The organism is Pseudomonas asplenii (assembly GCF_900105475.1).
GTDB classification, from domain to species: Bacteria; Pseudomonadota; Gammaproteobacteria; order Pseudomonadales; family Pseudomonadaceae; genus Aquipseudomonas; species Aquipseudomonas asplenii.
On record NZ_LT629777.1, the window covers coordinates 1,500,118 to 1,521,338 of the forward strand.

General features: G+C 63.1%; 19 protein-coding genes. 14 read left to right on the forward strand and 5 right to left on the reverse strand.

Annotation, left to right across the window (positions count from 1 at the left end; translation table 11 throughout):
- The first annotated feature begins 15 nt into the window (after window positions 1-15).
- The 12 genes from BLU37_RS06745 (at window position 16) to BLU37_RS06800 (ending at window position 13,206) form a co-directional block, all read left to right on the forward strand.
- Window positions 16-309 (forward strand): DUF2388 domain-containing protein, encoded by a 294-nt coding sequence (locus tag BLU37_RS06745; protein WP_010448713.1) that lies wholly within the window; start codon window positions 16-18, stop codon window positions 307-309.
- Between the two features lie 25 nt (window positions 310-334).
- Window positions 335-655: a DUF2388 domain-containing protein gene (locus tag BLU37_RS06750; protein WP_010448712.1), complete on the forward strand. Its 321-nt coding sequence runs from the start codon at window positions 335-337 to the stop codon at window positions 653-655.
- Window positions 652-2,613: a DUF7844 domain-containing protein gene (locus BLU37_RS06755; protein WP_090203413.1), complete on the forward strand. Its 1,962-nt coding sequence runs from the start codon at window positions 652-654 to the stop codon at window positions 2,611-2,613. Before BLU37_RS06750 ends, BLU37_RS06755 begins: the two co-directional genes overlap by 4 nt.
- A 385-nt stretch (window positions 2,614-2,998) precedes the next feature.
- A complete protein-coding gene (locus BLU37_RS06760) occupies window positions 2,999-4,306 on the forward strand; it encodes a CitMHS family transporter (protein WP_010451733.1) in 1,308 nt (435 codons plus the stop codon).
- A gap of 69 nt (window positions 4,307-4,375) precedes the next feature.
- Entirely contained in the window at window positions 4,376-5,146 is a 771-nt protein-coding gene (locus BLU37_RS06765) for a TerC family protein (RefSeq protein WP_010451731.1), read from the forward strand.
- 207 nt (window positions 5,147-5,353) lie between these two features.
- Complete coding sequence (locus BLU37_RS06770; protein WP_090203416.1) at window positions 5,354-7,012, forward strand: Na/Pi cotransporter family protein; 1,659 nt, start codon at window positions 5,354-5,356, stop codon at window positions 7,010-7,012.
- 55 nt (window positions 7,013-7,067) lie between these two features.
- Window positions 7,068-8,444, forward strand: a complete 1,377-nt coding sequence (locus BLU37_RS06775) for a M16 family metallopeptidase (RefSeq protein ID WP_090203419.1) — start codon at window positions 7,068-7,070, stop codon at window positions 8,442-8,444.
- A 151-nt stretch (window positions 8,445-8,595) separates the two neighbouring features.
- The gene (locus tag BLU37_RS06780; protein WP_010451728.1) at window positions 8,596-9,627 is read left to right on the forward strand and encodes a DUF5924 family protein; all 1,032 of its coding nucleotides are present in this window, start codon (window positions 8,596-8,598) and stop codon (window positions 9,625-9,627) included.
- 64 nt (window positions 9,628-9,691) lie between these two features.
- Window positions 9,692-10,837 carry an ABC transporter permease gene (locus BLU37_RS06785; protein ID WP_090203421.1) on the forward strand — a complete coding sequence of 382 codons (1,146 nt, stop codon included), beginning with the start codon at window positions 9,692-9,694 and terminating at the stop codon, window positions 10,835-10,837.
- Window positions 10,834-11,637 (forward strand): ABC transporter ATP-binding protein, encoded by an 804-nt coding sequence (locus BLU37_RS06790; protein ID WP_090203424.1) that lies wholly within the window; start codon window positions 10,834-10,836, stop codon window positions 11,635-11,637. The genes BLU37_RS06785 and BLU37_RS06790 overlap by 4 nt, the downstream gene beginning before the upstream one ends.
- Before the next feature lies 1 nt (window position 11,638).
- Window positions 11,639-12,577 carry an MlaD family protein gene (locus tag BLU37_RS06795; protein ID WP_090203427.1) on the forward strand — a complete coding sequence of 313 codons (939 nt, stop codon included), beginning with the start codon at window positions 11,639-11,641 and terminating at the stop codon, window positions 12,575-12,577.
- The gene (locus tag BLU37_RS06800) at window positions 12,574-13,206 is read left to right on the forward strand and encodes an ABC-type transport auxiliary lipoprotein family protein (RefSeq protein ID WP_010451720.1); all 633 of its coding nucleotides are present in this window, start codon (window positions 12,574-12,576) and stop codon (window positions 13,204-13,206) included. Before BLU37_RS06795 ends, BLU37_RS06800 begins: the two co-directional genes overlap by 4 nt.
- 73 nt (window positions 13,207-13,279) lie before the next feature.
- On the opposite strand, the gene BLU37_RS06805 is transcribed toward BLU37_RS06800, so the two are convergent.
- From BLU37_RS06805 to BLU37_RS06825, 5 genes are all read right to left on the reverse strand, one after another.
- Window positions 13,280-14,509: a nucleoside recognition domain-containing protein gene (locus BLU37_RS06805; RefSeq protein WP_010451718.1), complete on the reverse strand. Its 1,230-nt coding sequence runs from the start codon at window positions 14,507-14,509 to the stop codon at window positions 13,280-13,282.
- Window positions 14,510-14,601: 92 nt separating this feature from the next.
- On the reverse strand, window positions 14,602-15,903 hold the full coding sequence (gene gltP, locus BLU37_RS06810; RefSeq protein ID WP_090203430.1) for a glutamate/aspartate:proton symporter GltP: 1,302 nt from the start codon (window positions 15,901-15,903) through the stop codon (window positions 14,602-14,604).
- A 667-nt stretch (window positions 15,904-16,570) separates the two neighbouring features.
- On the reverse strand, window positions 16,571-17,038 hold the full coding sequence (locus BLU37_RS06815; RefSeq protein WP_090203433.1) for an inhibitor of vertebrate lysozyme family protein: 468 nt from the start codon (window positions 17,036-17,038) through the stop codon (window positions 16,571-16,573).
- A gap of 2 nt (window positions 17,039-17,040) precedes the next feature.
- A complete protein-coding gene (locus BLU37_RS06820; protein WP_010451712.1) occupies window positions 17,041-17,205 on the reverse strand; it encodes a DUF1328 domain-containing protein in 165 nt (54 codons plus the stop codon).
- Window positions 17,206-17,296: 91 nt separating this feature from the next.
- Complete coding sequence (locus BLU37_RS06825) at window positions 17,297-17,587, reverse strand: hypothetical protein (RefSeq protein ID WP_010451710.1); 291 nt, start codon at window positions 17,585-17,587, stop codon at window positions 17,297-17,299.
- Window positions 17,588-18,034: 447 nt separating this feature from the next.
- Here BLU37_RS06825 and algB point away from each other — a divergent pair, with 447 nt between their 5' ends.
- Both algB and BLU37_RS06835 read left to right on the forward strand, forming a co-directional pair.
- Complete coding sequence (gene algB, locus BLU37_RS06830; protein ID WP_010451708.1) at window positions 18,035-19,381, forward strand: sigma-54-dependent response regulator transcription factor AlgB; 1,347 nt, start codon at window positions 18,035-18,037, stop codon at window positions 19,379-19,381.
- Between the two features lie 10 nt (window positions 19,382-19,391).
- Complete coding sequence (locus BLU37_RS06835) at window positions 19,392-21,167, forward strand: ATP-binding protein (protein WP_090203435.1); 1,776 nt, start codon at window positions 19,392-19,394, stop codon at window positions 21,165-21,167.
- The last annotated feature ends 54 nt before the right edge of the window (window positions 21,168-21,221 follow it).

The following is a 21,221-nucleotide window of genomic DNA, read 5'->3' on the forward strand; positions in this document are numbered from 1 at the left end:
CAGCCATCGAGACTCATGCGTTCATTATCCTTACTGCTCATAGCCCTCAGCTGGATCACTCAGGCCCACGCATTCGACATGACGACACAAGGCGTCGTGGTCAGTGGTTATGTCACCAGTCAGGTGACCACCGCGCCCTTCGACCATAAACTGATACTGGCGGCCCGAGATGATGCCGCCAGCTTTGTCGCCAGCGACGGCCAGGTGCGGGGAGCACAGCTGGAGTCGGCCTTGAACTGGTTACGCCACAGCCAGCCAAAACTTCATGCAAGCGACCTTGAACTGGCCGAGGCAATTCTCGTCCAATAGTCACTTTTGTCTCCGGAGACATTTCATGCGTACCCCTCTGATCGCCGCGACCCTCGGCTTGTTGTTGCTGGCCGACGTAGCGTCGGCGCACACCCTGGTGGCCACCAGTAACATCATCGTCCGTGCCTCGGGTCGCACCATCGACTTCACCTCGGACACCACCACCTCGATCCGCGACTCGAAAGTGGTCCGCGAAGCCCACGACGACGCTGCCAGTTTCGTTGCCAGCCGTGGCGAGATCCGTGGCGCGCAACTGGAAGCCGCCTTCAACGCCCTGCGCACCCAGGTACCGGAAGCCCGCGACGCCAGCGACCAGACCCTCGCAGAAGCCATTCTCGCACTGTGAAGCCATTTGCCGGCTGGCTGCTGGCCTGCGCGCTGTTGCTTGTCGGCAACGCGGCCCAGGCCGGCCTGCAATTGCAGCTCAAGACCGATGGCCTGAGCCCGGCCGAGCAACGCGCCACCCAGGCGCTGCTGGATGAGGCCATCGCGCACTTGCCGCCCAGCTTCATCGAGCGGCTGGACCGACGCGTCGAAATGAGCTGGTCCACCCGGATGCCGGACAACGCCTATGGCGAGGCATCCCTGGTCTCGGAAGTCGAGCTCAACCGCAACCTGCTGCCCGGCCTGGTCGACGGTTCGGCGGCAACCCGCAAGACCAATCGCCCCCACGGCACCGTGCGCGAGGAAATGCTCGCCACCGTCTTGCACGAACTGACCCATATCTACGATCGCGCCCGCCTGTGGCCCGACGCCGAGCGCACGTTGATCCAGCGCTGCAGCCGCCAGAGCGACAACACCGGCCTGGTCGGTCTGCCCGATCAATGTCGGGGCCAGACCCATCGCCGCTTCACCCTCAGCGACGACCCGCGCCTGCTGGACCTGGCCGGCTGGCAGCAGTCGGTCGGTACCCGGGGTCAGCGCGAGGAACACAACAAGCAGATCGCACGCAGCCCGGATATCTACGAGACCACCAATCCCAAGGAGTTCGTCGCGGTCAACATGGAGTACTTCCTCCTCGACCCGGCCTATGCCTGTCGCCGCCCGGCGCTGTACCGCTATTACCAGGAACGTTTCGGCTGGGCCCCGCCGAAAAAGGACACCTGCGCCACGGCTTTCCCGTTCCTCAACGCCGGCAACGACTTCGGCAAGACGCCCCTGGGCAAGATCGACCCCGAGCGAGTCTACGAAGTCGACTATCTGCTGGCCGAAGCCAACCAGAACTGGGTCAGCCGCTGGGGCCACAGCATGCTGCGTCTGGTGATCTGCGCGCCCGGCCGGCCACGCGGGCCGGACTGCCGGCTGGACCTGGACCAGCACCTGGTGCTGTCCTACCGCGCCTTCGTCAACGACGTGCAGCTCTCGACCTGGGGCGGCCTGACCGGCGCCTATCCATCGCGGCTGTTCGTACTGCCGCTGGCCCAGGTCATCGACGAATACACCAAGACCGAACTGCGCAGCCTGGCCTCGGTGCCGCTGAAACTGTCACGGCGGGAAATCGAGGAAGTGGTCGAGCACGCCGCCGAAATGCACTGGAGCTACGACGGCAACTATTACTTCGTGACCAACAACTGTGCGGTCGAAACCCTCAAGCTGTTGCGCAGCGGCACCGACAACGCCCAGCTCAAGGGCCTGGACAGCATCATGCCCAACGGCCTGCTGGAAGTGCTCAAGGGCCGCGGACTGGCAGACACCAGCGTGCTCGACGACCCGCGTGAAGCCCTGCGCCTGGGCTATCGCTTCGACTCCTACCGGGACCGTTACCAGGCGATGTTCGAGGTGTTGAAAAAACATCTGCCGATCAAACAGGACACCGTCGAGGACTGGCTGACCCTGCGTCCTGAAGCACGCCGCCCCTGGTTCGCCCAGGCCGACCTGCGCACCAGTGCCGCCTTGCTGCTGCTGGAGCAGGCGGGTTATCGCCGACAACTGCTGCTGGCCCAGGACGAGGTCAAGCAGAAGTACCTCGGCGGACGTGACCTCAAGGATGGCGGCATGGACCAGGCCAACCGCACGCTACAGGCGATCCTGGCCAACAGCGGCTTCCTCAGCCGCCCGGCGGAATTGCTCGGCAGCGGCGGTTACGGCCTGCCGCAGCCGGGCGAATGGCAGCGCCTGGAGGCCGAGAGCAGCCAGCGCCAGCAACAGTTGCAACGTCTGACCGGCGACCTCGACAAGGAAGTGCGCAAGCTGCTCGACCCGGCCCGCGAGGCCGAGATCGAAGCCAGCGAAGCCAACCTGAAGATCGTCGGCGAACACCTGCGCAGTCTGCACAAGGCAGCGGGCGGCCTGGAGTTGCCCTGAGCCCGTGAGGCGGCTGGAATACCTGGGGAGCAAAAGGACACCCTGGCGATTTCACCGGTCTCTTCGCGGGCAAGCCCTGCTCCTACAAGGCTCGGCAGGTTCCGACACAGTCATGAGTCCATTTCTACCACCCGTCTGACCTTTGCCCACGAAAGCTGGCTGAAAGCTTCCCCCATTAGCATCACCTCACCACCGGCATCAGACCGGTCGGCCAGAACGTGCCCCGCAGGCGCGCCATGGCCCAATCAACAACAACAATGGTGATACCGATGTCCGTCCCAACCTGCCTGTTCGCTGCAAATCCGCCCGTAACGCCCGCGCCCGCCTTGCGCTGATCCCAGCCGCTTCGCCTTTCCCTAGCCGCGTTACGCCCGGAGTACTCCCCATGCTGACTTTCCTTGGCTTCGCCATGGTCATTACCTTCATGTACCTGATCATGACCAAGCGCCTGTCCGCGCTGATCGCCCTGATCATCGTACCGATCCTCTTTGCCCTGTTCGGCGGCTTCGGGGCCACCATCGGCAAGATGATGATCGAAGGCATCACCAAGCTCGCGCCGACCGGCGTGATGCTGATGTTCGCCATTCTCTATTTCGCCCTGATGATCGACTCCGGCCTGTTCGATCCGGCCGTGCGCAAGATCCTCAAGCTGGTCAAGGGCGACCCGCTGAAGGTTTCGGTCGGCACCGCCGTGCTGGCCCTGGTGGTCTCGCTCGACGGTGACGGCGCCACCACCTACATGATCTGCGTCGCCGCCATGTTGCCGTTGTACAGCCGCATCGGCATGAGCCCACGGATCATGGCCGGGCTGATCATTCTTGCCGGTGGCGTGATGAACATGACCCCTTGGGGTGGCCCCACCGCCCGTGCCGCCAGTGCGCTGCACGTCGACCCCTCGGACATCTTCGTGCCGATGATCCCGGCGATGTGTGCCGGCGTGCTGGCGATCCTGCTGATCGCCTACTTCTACGGCAAGCGCGAGCGGGCCCGCCTGGGTGAGCTGCATATCCTCGGCGATGACATCGACCACAGCGAAATCAGCGTCTCGCAGTTCCCCGAAGCACGCCGGCCGAAACTGATCTGGTTCAACGGTGCCCTGACCCTGGGCCTGATGTGCGCGCTGATCGCCGGCCTGCTGCCGCTGCCGGTGCTGTTCATGGTCGCGTTCAGTATCGCCATGATCGTCAACTATCCTTGCCTGCAACAGCAGAAGGACCGTATCGCAGCCCATGCCGGCAGTGTGCTGGCGGTGGTCGGGCTGATCTTCGCAGCAGGCATTTTCACCGGCATCCTGTCCGGCACCGGCATGGTCGACGCCATGTCCAAGAGCCTGCTGGCGGTGATTCCACCGGCGCTCGGGCCTTACCTGGCGGTGATCACCGCACTGGCGAGCATGCCGTTCACCTTTTTCATGTCCAACGATGCGTTCTATTATGGCGTGCTGCCGGTACTGGCCGAAGCCGCCAGCCACTACGGCATCAGCCCCGTGGAAATGGCACGTGCCTCGATCGTCGGTCAGCCCGTCCACCTGCTGAGTCCACTGGTTCCATCGACCTACCTGTTGGTGGCGCTGGCCGGCATCGAATTTGGCGATCACCAGCGCTTCACCCTGAAATGGGCGGTGCTGGTGTGTCTGTGCATACTGGTGGGCGCATTGCTGCTGGGGACATTCCCGCTCTTCGGCAGTCTATAACGATAACGATTCACCGCCAGCCCGGCGAACGATGCGGGGCTGGCCCAACACTCGAGCAAAGGAACACACATGGATTGGCTGACCAACCCGGAAATCTGGGTTGCCTTCTTTACCCTGACCGCCCTGGAAATTGTCCTGGGCATCGACAACATCATCATGATCTCGATCCTGGTCAGCCGCATGCCCAAGCACATGCAGCAGCGCACCCGGATCTTCGGTCTCGCCCTGGCGATGATCACGCGGATCCTCCTGCTGTTGTCGATCACCTGGGTCATGCGCCTGACCGACGACCTGTTCGTGGTCCTCGGCCAAGGCATCTCCGGACGCGACCTGATCCTGTTCTTCGGTGGCCTGTTCCTGTTGTGGAAGAGCTCCCAGGAGATCTACCACGGTCTGGAAGGCGAAGACGAAGCAACCGGGGACGGCCCGGCAGGCAAGGGCGGCAACTTCCTCTACACGATCATCCAGATCGCGATCATCGACATCGTGTTCTCCCTCGACTCGGTGATCACTGCCGTGGGCATGGTGTCCCATGTGCCGGTGATGGTCGCGGCAATCATCGTCGCGGTGCTGGTGATGATGCTCGCCTCGCGGGCCATCGGTGACTTCATCGACAAGCATCCGTCGCTGAAGATGCTCGCGCTGTCGTTCCTGATCGTGGTCGGCACCGTGCTGATCGCCGAAGCCTTCGACGTGCACGTCCCCAAAGGCTACGTCTACTTCGCCATGGCGTTCTCCCTGGCGGTCGAGGCGATCAACATCAAGATGCGCACCGCGATGGCGAAAAAGAAAGCCCAGCAGGATCCGGTGAAACTGCGCAAGGATGTTCCGGGTCAATAAACCCGAAGCGCACCGAAGAAAAGAAGGGGCCCCTGCGTGGCCCCTTTTTTGCTTTTCATTTATGACAGTTTTATTTCATGGCCACTGACAACCATGCGATGCTGGCGCTTGTCCCGATAGCCGGCTAAAGCTTAAGTACAAGCCCTAGAAAGGCGCGTGGTCTGTCCAACTTGCCCCTCTGGGGCACCAGCACCCAGGGGACCCTCCATGCTGACCCTGCTCAATCTGCTTTCCGCCGTGACCCTGCTGATCTGGGGCACGCATATCGTCCGCACCGGCATCCTGCGGGTCTACGGCTCCAACCTGCGCCAGGTGATCGGTCAGAACATGGCCAGGCGGCCGCTGGCCTTCGTCGCCGGCATCCTGGTCACGGCCCTGGTGCAGAGCAGCAACGCCACGGCGATGCTGGTGACCTCTTTCGTCGGCCAGGGGCTGATGGCACTGACCCCGGCCCTGGCGACCATGCTCGGCGCCGATGTCGGCACCGCACTGATGGCCCGGGTGCTGACCTTCGACCTGTCCTGGCTGTCGCCGCTGCTGATTTTCCTCGGCGTGATTTTCTTTCTCTCGCGCAAGCAGACCCGTGCCGGTCAGCTCGGCCGCGTCGGTATCGGCCTGGGGCTGATCATCCTCGCCCTGCAACTGATCGTCGAAGCCGCCGCACCGATCACCCATGCCCAGGGTGTGAAGGTGGTGTTCGCCTCGTTGACCGGCGACATCCTGCTCGATGCCCTGATCGGGGCCCTGTTCGCCATGATTTCCTACTCCAGCCTCGCCGCCGTGCTGCTGACAGCCACCCTCGCCGGCGCCGGGGTGATCGGCCTGCCGGTGGCCATCGGCCTGGTGATCGGCGCGAATATCGGTAGTGGCGTCCTGGCGTTTCTCAGTACCAGCATGCAGAACGCCGCCGGACGCCAGGTGGCGCTCGGCAGCCTGTTGTACAAGCTTATCGGCCTGCTGCTGATCATTCCGGTGCTGACCCCGCTGGTGGACTGGCTCGACGACCTGGACTTCAGCCCACAGGAAATGGTCATCGGCTTCCATCTGCTCTACAACACCGTGCGTTGCCTGGTCCTGCTGCCCAGCGTCGGGCCGATGGCGCGGCTGTGCGCCTGGCTGCTGCCGGAACGCCCGGAGACCAACGGCAAGCTCAAACCGCGCCACCTCGACCCGGCGGCCCTCGACACGCCGGGCCTGGCGCTGTCCAACGCCGCCCGCGAGACCCTGCGCCTCGGCGACCTGATCGACAACATGCTAGACGCCGTGTTGTCGGTGCTGCGCGGCCAGCAGACCGCCATCGCCATCGAGATGCGCCGTCTGAGCGATGACGTCGAAGTGCTCTACAACGCGGTCAAGCTCTACCTGGCGCAGATGCCCCGCGAAGACCTCGGCGAGCAGGACAGCCGGCGCTGGGCGGAAATCATCGAGCTGTCGATCAACCTGAAACTGGCGGCCGATCTGATCGAACGCATGCTGCGCAAGGTCCAGCAGCAGAAGACCGACAAACGCCGCTCATTTTCCGAGGATGGCCTGGAAGAGCTGGCCGGCCTGCACCGTCAGTTGATCGACAACCTGCGCCTGGGCCTGTCGGTGTTTCTCAGTGCCGACCCGGAAAGCGCCCGTCAGTTATTGCGGGAAAAACGCCGTTTCCGCGCCCAGGAACGGCGCCTGGCCCACGCCCATGTCAGCCGCCTGCAGAAAAAGATCGTACAGAGTATCGAGACTAGCTCCCTGCATCTGGAACTGATAGCCGACATGAAACGGCTGAATTCGTTATTCTGCAGCAGCGCCTACGTAGTCCTGGAGACCTCCGAGACCGGGGCGCTGGCCTCGGAAGAAACAGCCGATATCACCCACTCGCCTTGAACGTCCACGGTTCGACCGTTGTCTGTGCGTAGGAACCCGTCCGCGGAAATTGGTTATGCGTTGCCTGCTGTTCGTTTGTCTGTTGTTCACGCTCGTCCCCGCCCAAGCCCTTGATCGTTTCCAGGTCGAGGGCTACCAACTACCCAATGGCCTGCAACTGCTGCTCAAGCCGGGCAGCGAACGTGGGCACGTGTCTATCCGGCTGGTGGTAGGGGTCGGTTTCGACGATTTCGCCTGTGCCGACAAGGAACTGCCGCACCTGCTCGAACACCTGCTGTTCAGCGGCATCGATGCCAGTGGCGAAGGCGGCCTGGAAGAACGCATGCAGGCCTTGGGCGGCGAGTGGAACGCCTACACCAGCGACGCCGACACCACGTTCGTGATCGAGGCGCCGGCGGCCAACCAGCGCAAGATTCTCGACCTGCTGCTCGCCGTGCTGACCCAAACCCGGTTCAGCGATGCCGATATCGCCGCCGCCAAGCAGGTGGTCGAACGCGAGGACGGCGGACATTACTCGCACCTGCAGCGCTGGCTGGACATACCGCAGGGCGGCCATCGCAGCAGCGACCAGTTGGCCGAGGAACTGGGCCTCAAGTGCCGTGAGCACGCCGGCGTCGGCCACCTGACCCGGGCGCAGCTCGAAGCGTTGCGCAAGAACTGGTACGCACCGAACAACATGACCCTGATCATGGTCGGCGAACTCGATCGCCTGCTGCCGGCCTATCTGGACCGGGCCTTCGGCGCACTGCAGCCGGTCGAGCCCAACGCCCATCTGCCGTTGCCGCAGATCCTTCACCATGGCGCCGCACAGCGCAACCTGACCCGTGGCTGGGTCGGCAACGGCGCGAAAATCCACTGGCTGTTTCCCGAGCCGGTGCAGGAAGACCAGCCCGATGCCGCTGTCGACTTGCTCAAGGATTACCTGGACTGGGCGCTCTATCGCCAGTTGCGCCTGGAGCACAGCCTGTCCTACGGCCCCTGGAGCGAGCGTGAAGTGCTCGGCGGCGTCGGTTTCCTGAGCCTCAATGCCGATGTCGAACGGGACAATCTCGAACAGGCCAAGCAGGTACTGGCCGACTTGAAGGCCCGGTTGCTCAAGGACGGCCTCGACCCGGCCACCTTTACCCGCCTGCAGCAGGCCGCGATCGCCCGCCAGGCCTGGGCGGTGCAGGGCAACAGTGCATTGGCCGACTACTACTGGGGCGCCCTGGGCGATTATGAGGACGGCCATTTCAGCAACCCGGCCAAGGCCCTGCAGGCGGTAACGCTCAAGGATGCCGACAAGGCGATGCGCAAGCTGTTCGCGCAACCGGGTTATCTGCGGATCGAAAAGCCGTTGTTCAGCTATGACCAACTGATGTGGCTGGGCGCGGGGCTGTTGGCGTTGCTGATCCTGATCCCGTTGGGTTGGCGGGCCTGGCGGCGGCGCTAGCCTCCGGGGCCTGTTCGCGGCGGTTCGGCACCCCGGACCGCCGCGAACAGGCCCTCAAGCCCACCAACAACAGATCGGCTTTATCCCATAAGGCCCTGCAAAAACGGTATTGTATCGGGCTATTTCACCCGCCAGTCCTGTGAACCGCCGAATGCCCAAGCTGACCCTCCTCATCCAACGCGTCCTCGAATTGATGAAGCGTTACCCTGGAGCGATTGCCGCCTTCGGTTTCTGCTCGGGGATCGCCAGCTTCATCCTCGTCGATCGCCAGCAGAGCAAGGCCAGCCTGATTGCCATCGTGCTGTTGCTGAGCTGGATCTGGCTGATGCTGGAAAACACCCTGACCCAACTGTTCAGCCGGCTGTTCAAGCGCGAGATTCCCGAGCCGCTGCTGCGCTACGCAACACAACTGATCCATCAGGAAAGCCTGTTCTTCGTCCTGCCGTTCTTCTTCATCACCACGACCTGGAACAGCGGCCAACTGATTTTCACCAGCCTGCTCGGCGCCGCCGCACTGGTGTCGATCACCGACCCGCTGTACTACAAATGGCTGGCCCCCAAACGCTGGCTGCTGCTCGGCCTGCATACCCTGACGCTGTTCGCCGCGATGCTCACCGCACTGCCGATCATCCTGCACCTGACCACCGCCCAGAGCTACAAGCTGGCCCTGGGCACCGCGCTGCTGTTGTCGGTCCCGAGCCTGGCGGTGAGCCTGCCGCTGCGCAGCGTGCGGGGCTGGCTGATGCTGGTCAGCGTCACCCTGACCATCGGCGGTGCCGGCTGGCTGCTGCGCTCCTGGGTGCCACCGGCGACCCTGTGGATGACCGAGGTCGCGGTGACCACACACCTGCAGGATCGCACCCCCGGCGCCAGTCTCGAACAGGTCGACGCTGCCCAGGTACGCGGCGGCGGGCTCTACGCCTACACCTCGATCAATGCGCCACGCGGCCTGGATGAACGGATCTACCACGTCTGGGAATTCAACGGCCAGGAAGTCGACCGGATCGCCCTGGACATCCACGGCGGGCGCAAGGAGGGTTACCGCGCCTGGACCCACAAGCAGAATTTCCCCGCCGACCCGAGCGGCAGCTGGCTGGTACGGGTGCTGACCGAAGATGGGCAGATGCTTGGCGTGCTGCGTTTCGAAATCACCGACCCGGCAAAGACCGCACAAGGGTCCTAGTGATGGTCCGGCCTATCGTGCTATTACAGTGGTTTGCGCAAATGTCTGTTAAGCCCGGAAGCTCATGATCATCAGCACGATGGCCGGCAACGCCCAGTTGGACACCTCGACGACACCCGCGCGCCTGCAGATCAGCGGCGACTGGACGCTGGCCCATTACAACGCCTTGAAGCGCTGCAGCACCGCGCTGCTCGGTCACTATGACGCCAGCACCACCATCGACCTGGACCAGTTGGGCGCCCTCGACACCGCCGGAGCCTCGCTGCTGGTGGAACTGCTGGGCGCCCAGCGTCTCGGTCAACTGGCCGAGCACAGCGAACACCTGTCCGCCGCTGACCGCGCGCTGCTGCAGACCGTCTACTGCTCGCTGACCGACTTCTGCGAACCGGTCAAGGAACCGGAGCAGGCCGCCGGCCTGCAACTGCTCGAACGGATCGGCCGGGCCGTGGACCAGGTCTGGAAGGACACCCAGCAGTTACTGGGCTTCATCGGCCTGATCCTCGAAACCCTCGCACGCGGTCTGTTCCGGCCCTCACGCTGGCGGCTCACACCAATGGTCGCGCATATCGAGCAGACCGGCCTCGACGCCGCGCCGATCATCGCCTTACTGACCTTCCTGGTCGGTGCCGTGGTGGCGTTTCTCGGCGCGACGGTATTGGCCAGTTTTGGCGCCAGTATCTTTACCGTGGACCTGGTGGCGTTCTCCTTCCTGCGTGAATTCGGCGTGCTGCTGACCGCGATCCTGATGGCCGGTCGTACCGCCAGTGCCTTTACCGCACAGATCGGTTCGATGAAGGCCAACGAGGAAATCGACGCCATCCGCACCATCGGCCTGGACCCCATGGAACTGCTGGTGCTGCCACGGGTGCTCGCGTTGCTGATCGCGCTGCCGATGCTGACCTTCCTCGCCATGATCTGCGGGATCGTCGGCGGCGGCGTGGTCTGCGCGCTGTCGCTGGGGATCTCGCCGGCGATGTTCCTGTCACTGCTGCAGGCCGATATCGGCATCCAGCATTTTCTGGTCGGCCTGGTGAAAGCGCCGTTCTTCGCCTTCCTGATCGCCGCCGTGGGTTGCCTGGAAGGCTTCAAGGTCAGCGGCAGCGCCGAGTCGGTCGGTGCCCACACCACCTCCAGCGTGGTCCAGTCGATCTTTATCGTCATCGTGCTCGACGCCATCGCCGCCCTGTTCTTCATGGAGATGGGCTGGTGAGCCGGGTAGCACGACCGCCCAGCGAGGCGGTGATCCAGGTTCGCGGGCTGTGCAACCGCTTCGGCCCGCAGAGCGTGCACGAACACCTCGACCTCGACCTGTACAAGGGCGAGATCATGGCGGTGGTCGGCGGCTCCGGCACCGGCAAGTCGGTGCTGATGCGCAGCATCATCGGCCTGCGCCAGCCCAGCGACGGCCAGGTGCGGGTGTTCGGCCAGGACCTGCCAAGCCTGTCGGAACGGGCACGCTCACAGATCGAGCGACGCTTTGGCGTGCTGTTTCAGCAGGGTGCGCTGTTTTCTTCCCTGACCGTGGTCGAGAACGTCGCCCTGCCGCTGATCGAGCACGCCGGCCTCAGCCGTGCCGACGCCGAGCACCTGGCCTGCGTGAAACTGGCGTTGGCCGGCTTGCCGTTGTCGGCCGCCAACAAGTACCCGGCATCGCTGTCCGGCGGCATGATCAAGCGTGCCGCGCTGGCCCGTGCCCTGGCTCTGGACCCGGATATCCTGTTCCTCGACGAGCCGACCGCCGGCCTCGACCCGATCGGTGCCGCCGCCTTCGACCAACTGATCCTGACCCTGCGCGACGCCCTTGGCTTGAGCGTATTCCTGATCACCCATGACCTCGACACCCTCTACACCATCACCGACCGGGTCGCGGTACTGGCACAGAAACGCGTCCTGGTGGCAGACGCCATCGAACAGGTCGCCGAAACCGACGACCCCTGGATTCATGAATACTTCCACGGCCCACGAGGCCGTGCGGCCTACGCTGCGGCCACACCGCTCAAGGAGGGATGAGATGGAAACCCGTGCCCATCATGTGATGATCGGCCTGTTCAGCGTACTGGTGGTGCTCGCTGCACTGGGCTTCGGCCTGTGGCTGGCCAAGTCCAGTGTCGACACCGCGTTCAAGGACTACGAAGTGGTCTTCAACGAGGCGGTCAGCGGCTTGTCCCGCGGCAGCCCGGTGCAGTACAGCGGGATCAAGGTCGGTGACGTGCTGCAACTGAGCCTCGACCCCAAGGACCCGCGCCGGGTTCTGGCGCGCATCCGCCTGGCTGGCGACACCCCGATCAAGGAAGACACCAGCGCCAAGCTGGCCCTGACCGGGATCACCGGCACCTCGCTGATCCAGCTCAGCGGCGGTACGCCGCAGAGTGCCGAACTCAAGGGCAAGGACGGCAAGCTGCCGGAAATCATCGCCAGCCCGTCGCCGATTTCCCGCCTGCTCAGCGACAGCAGTGACCTGATGAGCAGCATCAACGTGCTGCTGCACAATGCCAACGCACTGTTCTCCACAGAAAACGTCGAGAACGTCAGCAAGACCCTGAACAACCTGCAGCAGACCACCGGCGCCATCGCCAGCCAGCGCGACGACATTCGTCAGGTGCTGCAGCAGATGACCCAGGTCAGCAAGCAAGTCAGCGGCACCCTGGAGCAGACCTCGCAACTGATGCGCAACGCCAACAACCTGCTCGACAAGCAGGGCACCCAGGCCCTGGGCAACGCCGAGCGGGCCATGCAGTCGCTGGAGCAGAGCAGCGCGACCCTCAACAAGCTGCTCGCCAACAACCAGGACTCGGTCAACAGCGGCCTGCAAGGGCTCAACGAACTGGGCCCGGCGATCCGCGAACTGCGCGACACCCTGGGCAGCCTGCGGACCGTCTCGCAACGTTTGAACGCCAACCCCAGCGGCTACCTGCTGGGCCGTGACAAGAACAAGGAATTCACTCCATGAGGCTTGCCCATCGCGTCCTGAGCCACCTGACCCTGATCGCCGGCCTGGCCCTGGGCAGCGCCTGCTCGATCCTGCCCGAAGCCGAGCCGATGGACGTCTATCGGCTGCCAACCGCGCAGAACAGTTCGGCGGCACCTGCCGGCCAGACGGTCGAATGGTCGTTGCGCATCGCCAAGCCGATTGCCGGCGAAGCCCTGAACAGTCCGGATATCGCCGTCATCCCCCAGGGCAACCTGATCAGTCACTACAAGGCTTCGCGCTGGAGCGACCCGGCCCCGGTGCTGCTGCGCAACCGCATCCTCGATGCGTTCCAGCGTGACGGCCGGGTGCGCCTGTTGAGTACCGACGACAGCAACCTGCGGGCGGACTTCGAACTGGGCGGTGAATTGCAGGCATTCCAGAGCGAGTATCACGGGCAGGACGCCGAGGTGGTGATCCGCTTCGATGCGCGCCTGGTGCGCGACAGCGACCAACGGATTCTCGCCAGCCGCCGCTTCGAAGTGCGCCAGCCGTTGAGCGACAAGCAGGTGCCTGCGGTGGTGGCCGGCTTTGGCCAAGCCGGGGACAAGCTGACGGGGCAGGTGATTGGTTGGGCCGTGCAGCAGGGCGAGGCGGCGGCTAAAAACTGAGGTTTTGGTCACTGAGGGCTTTGTGGTGAGCGGACTTGCCCGCTCATCACAAAGCCCCGCTTAACGGCAGGGATCAGCCAAAGAACCAGTAGCACACCGCGATCGCCGCCACCACGCCGGCCAGCTCCGCCAGCAGGGCACAGCCCACCGCATGGCGGGCACGCTGGATGTTCACCGCGCCGAAATACACCGCCAGCACATAGAAGGTGGTCTCGGTGCTGCCCTGGATGGTCGCCGCCGCCAAGGCCGGGAAGCTGTCCACGCCCTGGCTCTTCATGGTTTCGATCAGCATCGCGCGGGCGGCACTGCCGGAGAACGGCTTGACCATCGCCGTCGGCAACGCATCGACGAAGCGCGTGTCCCAACCGGCCCACTGCACCAGGTGGCGAATACCGTCGAGGCCAAAGTCCAGCGCCCCGGAAGCGCGCAGCACGCCGATGGCACAGAGCATCGCCACCAGGTACGGCAGCAGGTTCTTCGCCACGTCGAAACCTTCCTTCGCGCCTTCGACAAAGGCCTCGTAGACCTTCACCTTGCGCAGGGCGCCGATCACCAGGAACAGCATGATCAGGCCGAACAGCGTCAGGTTGCCAAGGATCGACGACAAGCTGGCCAGCGCCGTGGCCGACAACCCGGCCAGCACCGCCATGAAACCACCGAGGATCAATGCCCCCGGAACCAGATAGGCCAGCACCACCGGATCCCACAAGCGCAGGCGTTGCATCACCGCCACCGACAACAGGCCGACCAGGGTCGAGGCGCTGGTCGCCAGCAGGATCGGCAGGAACACCAGGGTCGGGTCCGGCGCGCCCTGCTGGGCGCGGTACATGAAGATGGTCACCGGCAGCAGGGTCAGCGACGAGGCGTTGAGCACCAGGAACAGGATCTGCGCGTTGCTTGCCACGGTCTGGCTCGGATTGAGCTCCTGCAAGGCACGCATGGCCTTGAGGCCGATCGGCGTGGCGGCGTTGTCCAGCCCCAGGCCGTTGGCGGCAAAATTGAGGGTGATCAGGCCGATGGCCGGATGGCCTCGGGGCACCTCCGGCATCAAGCGGCTGAACAGCGGCCCGAGGGCCTTGGCCAGCCAATCGACGATCCCGGCCTTTTCAGCGATGCGCAGGAAGCCGAGCCAGAGGGTCAGGGTACCGAACAGCAGGACCATGACGTCCACCGACAGCTTGGCCATGGCAAAGATGCTTTCGACCATGCTGGCGAAGATTGCGTGGTTGCCACCCACCAGCCATTGCGCCAGCGCCGAGACGGTCGCCACCACGAAAAAGCCAAGCCACAGGCCATTGAGCATCGGGAAAACTCCTGGAAGATGCGGCGAATGATAACGGGCGGGCCAGAAACAACAAACCCCGGAAAGTCCGGGGTTTGTCGAGGAGAGTGCGATCAGGCCTTGCTGCGCCAGTGCGGCAGCGAGTTCCAGTAGCGCTCGCCCTTGGCATCGTCGTACAGGCCTTCCCAACGAGCGATGACCAGGGCTGCCAGGGCATTGCCGATCACGTTCAGGGCGGTACGCGCCATGTCCATGATGCGGTCGACACCGGCGATGAAGGCCAGGCCCTCCAGCGGAATACCGACGCTGCCCAGAGTCGCCAGCAGCACCACGAAGGAAACGCCCGGGACACCGGCGATGCCCTTGGAGGTGACCATCAGGGTCACGACCAGCAGCAATTGCTGGCTGATGGGCATGTCGATGCCGTACAACTGGGCAATGAAGATCGCCGCGATACTCTGATACAGGGTCGAACCGTCAAGGTTGAACGAGTAGCCGGTCGGTACCACGAAGCTGCAGATGGCCTTTGGCGCACCATAGGCTTCCATCTTCTCGATGATTCGCGGCAAGGCGGTTTCCGAGCTGGCGGTGGAGTAGGCCAGAATCAGCTCGTCCTTGAAGATACGCATCAGCCTGATCACCGAGAAGCCGAACAGGCGGGCGATCAGGCCAAGCACGACAAAGGCGAACAGGATAACCGCGACATAGACCAGCACCACCAGCTTGGCCAGCGGCAGCAGCGAAGCGAAGCCGAAGTTGGCCACAGTCACCGCGATCAGGGCGAACACGCCGATTGGCGCGTAGTTCATGATCATGTGGGTGACCTTGAACATGGTTTCCGAGACGCCCTGGAACATCTTCACCAGCGGATCACGCAGTTCGGCCTGCAGGCTCGACAGGCCAAGGCCGAAAATCACCGAGAAGAAGATGATCGGCAGCATCTCACCACGCGACATGGCGGCAATGATGTTCGAGGGGATCAGGTTGAGGATGGTCTCGATGAACGCATGCTCATGCTGGACTTCGGCGGCGGTGGCTTTGTACTTGGAGATGTCCACGGTGCCCAGGGTGCTCATGTCGATGCCCGAGCCCGGGTGAAACACGTTGGCCAGCACCAGACCGACGAGAATGGCGATGGTGGTGACGATCTCGAAATAGAGAATGGTCTTGAGACCGATGCGCCCCAACTGCTTCGCATCGCCGACACCGGCGATGCCGACCACCAACGAGGAAATGACAATCGGGATCACGATCATCTTGATCAGGCGGATGAAGATATCACCCGCTGGTTGCAGCACGTTGCTGATCCACCAGGCCTTCTCGGCACTGAAATGGTTGAGCAGCGCCCCGAGTGCAATCCCCAGTACCAGACCGATGAGGATCTGCCAGGCGAGGCTGAGCTTTGCCTTCTTCATGTCATTACCCTTACTTCAAGTGGACTCGGGCCGACGCGTCCTGCCCGCACGCCAGGCGCGCAGGAAGTCCCCATCAGCCCTCCATGGAAGGTCACCACGAGCGAGCCGAAAGCTCGCTGGTTGGCGAAAAAAGGCGCAACTATTGCGGCGCAGGGGAGGGCCGTCTAATGCCATAACCGTCTACCCTATGCCGAATCGGCATAATCTTTGTCGGACAATCGGTTCATTCCGGGCATGAAAAACAAGGCATTTCTGCCGCCGCGATGGCCATAATCCGGCCATCACAGAGCAATTCGTATCAGCGGGAGGGAGAGTAAAACAATCGAGAAATTGTCGAAAAACCTTACAAAAAGCTGCTTGGACAAGCGTCTGGGGAAAAGGTTTTTCTGGATATACGGTCGAAGGGACATTGAATTCGATACTAATCCGCACTTAATGCCCTAATGACATAAGTCGGCAGCAGCGACCAATCGAGAGGACCGCCACCCGACTTGCCAACTGCCGCCTTCACCTGACCCGGCCCTTGCGCAGGCACTCCCTGTACCCGTAGGTCGCTCCGATCCTGTAACAATCAAAGCATCCCGGCCCCCTGGTCATGCATTCGCCGTCTTCGGGCGCTTCAGGGGTAGAAGCTCACGACGAGCTTCTGCTCTTTCAATCCGCGAACTCAGTACCAGTTCGGATCCTTTTTCAGTTGCTCCTTCAGTAGCGCCTGCATGCTTTCGTCGGGTTTACCGAGAAAACGGTAATCGGCGTGCCGAGTCGGCGACTTGTCGGCCGGCAACCCCGCCGGGACCTCCACCAGCATGGCGTAGGCATGTTCCTTATCGAGACTGAAGGCGACGATCAGCCGCTTGTTGCGGCAACTGTCTGCGGTTTCGCACAGAGCTCCGACCAGATAGGGGTCGCCGTCTTCCTCGACCGCATTCATCTGTTCGGCGCTGCCCGACAGGTTCATCACCCATTCAGGCAGACGCTCTTCCTTTTCCACCACTTTCTGCCAGGCCTCACGATACTCCGGGGCCGAACTCAACAGCTCGTTGGCCCGGGCCTGACCATCGTTGGCCGCCAGGGCCGTGGCGCCACCGCCCAACAGCAGGGCAGCGGCCACGACCTTCAGGGTTGGCTTGAACATACTCAGCCTCGACCGCGACGACCGAACAGGAACGAAGCCACGAACATCACCAGGAACACGACAAAGAGAATCTTGGCGATACCTGTCGCGGTGCCAGCGATACCACCGAAGCCCAGTACTGCGGCGACAATGGCAATGATCAGGAATGTAATGGCCCAACTCAGCATGATGATTCTCCTTATCTTGATCCTGCGATTTTCGGCTTTTTGCCTTTTACTGCGTATGACCGCATCTGGCCGACCGGCCCATGCGTGTTGCCTAGAACACCCAACGATCCTGACGAGGCAGGTCGCCGAGCGAATCGGCTTGCTCCACCGGCGTCAGACTGTAGGCGACACGGTCACCCGAAGCCGACGCGCTGCCGATGGCGCTGAAATGGGTTTGAACGGGAGCCTGGAAGAACACGCGCTGATGCTCGACGGTCGGTTGGGTCCAACGCATGAACGCTTGGCCAACGACCAGGGTGACCAGCAACGCGAGGAGAGCGAAAAGCCCTTGCTGAACATGCAGCGACGAAATATGCAATGGGGCGGCAAGTTGGCGATTCATCCCGAGACTCCTCCGACACTGTCTTTATGTTTATTGCGGTTGGGGTGGCGTGTAGCCTGTCCAACCCTGCGTAAGAGGTATATTGCAGAGCGCATGCCAATTTTTTTTTCAGATAAAATCCAATAAAATCATATAGTTATAAACAAACGCCGCGACCTTGAGGCAGCATCCTGCACGATCCCCCCTTTGCCGTCGTGCACAATGCACGACAAGCCCTTGGGCCAGCGCCTAAGATGGGCAGACAACACAACGGTAAATCCGCTGGAATTTGCCGCAATGTCGGTTGTCGGAAGCAGAGGAAGCAAAAAATTCCCCAAATCAGCGGGTTAGCAATCAGCGCCAGGGATGTTTACCCTGCACGTCATGGTCCCGACCAGAACGGATCAGGCAAGCTGCACGACTCGCCCTGGGTTCATCGGGCACATTCATAAATAAGGAGCGCGGGTCATGGAATCAGCCCCGGAACACCAAGGCCGTATTCTGCTGGTGGATGACGAGTCCGCCATCCTTCGCACCTTTCGCTACTGCCTGGAGGACGAGGGCTACAGCGTGGCCACGGCCAACAGCGCCGCGCAGGCCGATACGCTGCTGCAGCGCCAGGTGTTCGACCTGTGCTTCCTCGACCTGCGCCTGGGCGAAGACAACGGGCTCGACGTCCTCGCACAGATGCGCATCCAGGCGCCGTGGATGCGGGTAGTGATCGTCACGGCCCACTCGGCCGTCGACACCGCCGTCGACGCGATCCAGGCAGGCGCCGCAGATTATCTGGTCAAGCCGTGCAGCCCCGATCAGCTGCGCCTGGCTACGGCCAAGCAACTGGAAGTCCGCCAACTGTCGGCACGCCTCGAAGCCCTTGAAGGTGAAGTGCGCAAACCCAAGGACGGCCTCGACTCCCACAGCCCGGCGATGATGGTGGTGCTCGAAACCGCCCGCCAGGTTGCCGGCACCGATGCCAACATTCTGATTCTCGGCGAATCCGGGACCGGCAAGGGCGAGTTGGCCCGGGCCATTCACGGCTGGAGCAAGCGGGCGAAAAAGTCCTGCGTGACCATCAACTGCCCCTCGCTGACCGCCGAACTGATGGAGAGCGAACTGTTCGGCCACAGTCGTGGTGCCTTCACCGGCGCCAGCGAAAGTACCCTCGGCCGGGTCAACCAGGCCGATGGGGGCACGCTGTTCCTCGACGAGATTGGCGACTTCCCGTTGACGCTGCAGCCCAAGCTGCTGCGCTTCATCCAGGACAAGGAATACGAACGGGTCGGCGACCCGGTAACCCGCCGGGCCGACGTACGCATCCTCGCCGCCACCAACCTGAACCTGGAAGACATGGTGCGCGAGGGGCGCTTTCGCGAAGACCTGCTCTACCGGCTCAATGTCATCACCCTGCACCTGCCGCCCCTGCGCGAACGCAGCGAGGATATCCTGACCCTGGCCGACCGCTTCCTGGCTCGCTTCGTCAAGGAGTACGCACGACCGGCGCGTGCCTTCAGCGAGGAAGCCCGTGAAGCCCTGGTCAACTACCGCTGGCCCGGCAATATCCGCGAACTGCGTAACGTCATCGAACGCGCCAGCATCATCTGCCCGCAGGAGCGGGTGGAAATCGGCCACCTCGGCATGGGCGAACAACCCACCAACAACGCCCCGCGCATCGGTGCGCCGATGAGCCTGGACGAGTTGGAGAAAGCCCATATCGGTGCGGTGCTGGCCACCAGCGACACTCTGGACCAGGCCGCCAGGACCCTGGGTATCGACGCCTCGACGCTGTACCGCAAACGCAAACAGTACAACTTGTGAGCCCCACCCCATGAAGCTTGCGATGAAGCTGCGCACCCGACTGTTCCTGAGCATTTCGGCACTGATGACCGTGGCCCTGCTCGGGTTGCTGCTGGGACTGGTCAGCGTGATGCAAATGGCCAAGAGCCAGGAATCACTGATCCGCGACAACTTCATCACCCTCGACCTGGGTCTCAAGTTGCGCCAGAGCCTGGGCGACCAACTGGTCATCATGCTCAGCGAAAAACCCGATCAGGGCGCCTTGCAGGCCTCCCGCGAGCACTATCGGCACCTGCTGCAAGAAGGCATCGAACACGAGCAGAACAACCACCTGCAAGGCGGCTTCGCCCAGGCCCAGATCGACTACGAGAGCTTTCTGCAGGCCTTCGACTCCCGCGGTGGGCAGATCAGCAACAGTGAACTGGCCAACAGCCTCAACACCCTGCGCTATGGCCTGCTCACCGCACACAAGCGGGCCCTGGAGGAAATCAGCAGCGCCGAAAGCTCAGCCCGCGACCGGGCCATGCTGATCTGCGCGCTGCTCGGCCTGGTCGCCCTGGCAGTGCTGATCATCGGTTTCATCACCGCCCACGGTATCGCCCAGCGTTTCGGTGCGCCGATCGAGGCGCTGGCCAAGGCGGCAGACCATATCGGCCAGGGCAACTTCGAAGTCACCCTGCCGATTTCCTCGGCCGCCGAGATGAACCAGCTGACCCGACGCTTCGGCATCATGGCCGAGGCCCTGCGCCAGCATCAGGCAACCAACGTCGACGAACTGCTGGCCGGCCAGCAGCGCCTGCAATCGGTGCTCGACAGTATCGACGACGGGCTGCTGATGATCGACCGCCAGGGCCACCTGGAGCATCTCAACCCGGTGGCCCAGCGCCAGTTGGGCTGGGACGCCGAACAGCTCGGCCAGGGCCTGGGAGACGCCTTGGGGCGCCCCGAACTCGACGAGCAACTGAGCCTGATCCTGCGTGGCGGCAGCCTGGAACGGGCGCCGGAAGACCTCGAATTCGAAGTCGAAGGCGAATCCCGCCTGCTGACCTACAGCCTGACGCCGGTCAGCCATCCCCAGGGCCATATTCTCGGGGCGGTGATGGTGCTGCACGACGTTACCGAACAGCGGGCCTTCGAGCGGGTGCGCAGCGAGTTCGTCCTGCGCGCCTCCCATGAGCTGCGGACCCCGGTAACCGGCATGCACATGGCTTTCGGCCTGCTGCAGGAGCGCGTGCACTTCGACGCCGAGTCCCGTGAAGCGGACCTGCTCAATACGGTCAAAGAAGAGATGCAGCGCCTGATGCAGTTGATCAACGACCTGCTGAATTTCTCGCGCTACCAGAACGGCCTGCAGAAACTCACGCTGGCTCCGTGCGATATCGGGCAGTTGCTGGAACAGGCGCGCGAGCGTTTTGCCGAGCAGGCCAGCAGCCAGGGCATCGATCTGCAGATCGAGACCCAACCGCCGCTGCCGCGCCTGCACGCCGACCAGGCACAACTGGAACGGGTACTCGACAACCTGCTGGGCAACGCCCTGCGTCACACCAGCCGCGGCGGGCAGATTCGCTTGCAGGCGCGGCGACATGACGAACGTGTGATCATCAGCGTCGAAGACAATGGCGAAGGGATTGCCTACGGTCAGCAGGGGCGGATCTTCGAACCCTTCGTCCAGGTCGGGCGCAAGAAAGGCGGGGCCGGTCTGGGGCTGGCCCTGTGCAAGGAAATCGTCCAGTTGCATGGCGGACGCATGGGCGTCTACTCACGGCCGGGGCAGGGCACCCAATTCTATATGGCGCTGCCGCTCTAGGTACGCCGCATGCTCATGGGGTGCTCATCTCGCTGAACGGTTCGCCCGGACCAT

What these genes read in the sequence shown, in the direction of transcription:
- BLU37_RS06835 (WP_090203435.1), top strand. Translation starts at nt 19,392, where the DNA reads ATGAAGCTTGCGATGAAGCTGCGCACCCGACTGTTCCTGAGCATTTCG.
- BLU37_RS06780 (WP_010451728.1), top strand. Translation starts at nt 8,596, where the DNA reads ATGCCCAAGCTGACCCTCCTCATCCAACGCGTCCTCGAATTGATGAAG.
- algB (WP_010451708.1), top strand. Translation starts at nt 18,035, where the DNA reads ATGGAATCAGCCCCGGAACACCAAGGCCGTATTCTGCTGGTGGATGAC.
- BLU37_RS06785 (WP_090203421.1), top strand. Translation starts at nt 9,692, where the DNA reads ATGATCATCAGCACGATGGCCGGCAACGCCCAGTTGGACACCTCGACG.
- gltP (WP_090203430.1), bottom strand. Translation starts at nt 15,903, where the DNA reads ATGAAGAAGGCAAAGCTCAGCCTCGCCTGGCAGATCCTCATCGGTCTG.
- BLU37_RS06800 (WP_010451720.1), top strand. Translation starts at nt 12,574, where the DNA reads ATGAGGCTTGCCCATCGCGTCCTGAGCCACCTGACCCTGATCGCCGGC.
- BLU37_RS06775 (WP_090203419.1), top strand. Translation starts at nt 7,068, where the DNA reads ATGCGTTGCCTGCTGTTCGTTTGTCTGTTGTTCACGCTCGTCCCCGCC.
- BLU37_RS06795 (WP_090203427.1), top strand. Translation starts at nt 11,639, where the DNA reads ATGGAAACCCGTGCCCATCATGTGATGATCGGCCTGTTCAGCGTACTG.
- BLU37_RS06805 (WP_010451718.1), bottom strand. Translation starts at nt 14,509, where the DNA reads ATGCTCAATGGCCTGTGGCTTGGCTTTTTCGTGGTGGCGACCGTCTCG.
- BLU37_RS06750 (WP_010448712.1), top strand. Translation starts at nt 335, where the DNA reads ATGCGTACCCCTCTGATCGCCGCGACCCTCGGCTTGTTGTTGCTGGCC.
- BLU37_RS06820 (WP_010451712.1), bottom strand. Translation starts at nt 17,205, where the DNA reads ATGCTGAGTTGGGCCATTACATTCCTGATCATTGCCATTGTCGCCGCA.
- BLU37_RS06765 (WP_010451731.1), top strand. Translation starts at nt 4,376, where the DNA reads ATGGATTGGCTGACCAACCCGGAAATCTGGGTTGCCTTCTTTACCCTG.
- BLU37_RS06770 (WP_090203416.1), top strand. Translation starts at nt 5,354, where the DNA reads ATGCTGACCCTGCTCAATCTGCTTTCCGCCGTGACCCTGCTGATCTGG.
- BLU37_RS06745 (WP_010448713.1), top strand. Translation starts at nt 16, where the DNA reads ATGCGTTCATTATCCTTACTGCTCATAGCCCTCAGCTGGATCACTCAG.
- BLU37_RS06825 (WP_010451710.1), bottom strand. Translation starts at nt 17,587, where the DNA reads ATGAATCGCCAACTTGCCGCCCCATTGCATATTTCGTCGCTGCATGTT.
- BLU37_RS06815 (WP_090203433.1), bottom strand. Translation starts at nt 17,038, where the DNA reads ATGTTCAAGCCAACCCTGAAGGTCGTGGCCGCTGCCCTGCTGTTGGGC.
- BLU37_RS06760 (WP_010451733.1), top strand. Translation starts at nt 2,999, where the DNA reads ATGCTGACTTTCCTTGGCTTCGCCATGGTCATTACCTTCATGTACCTG.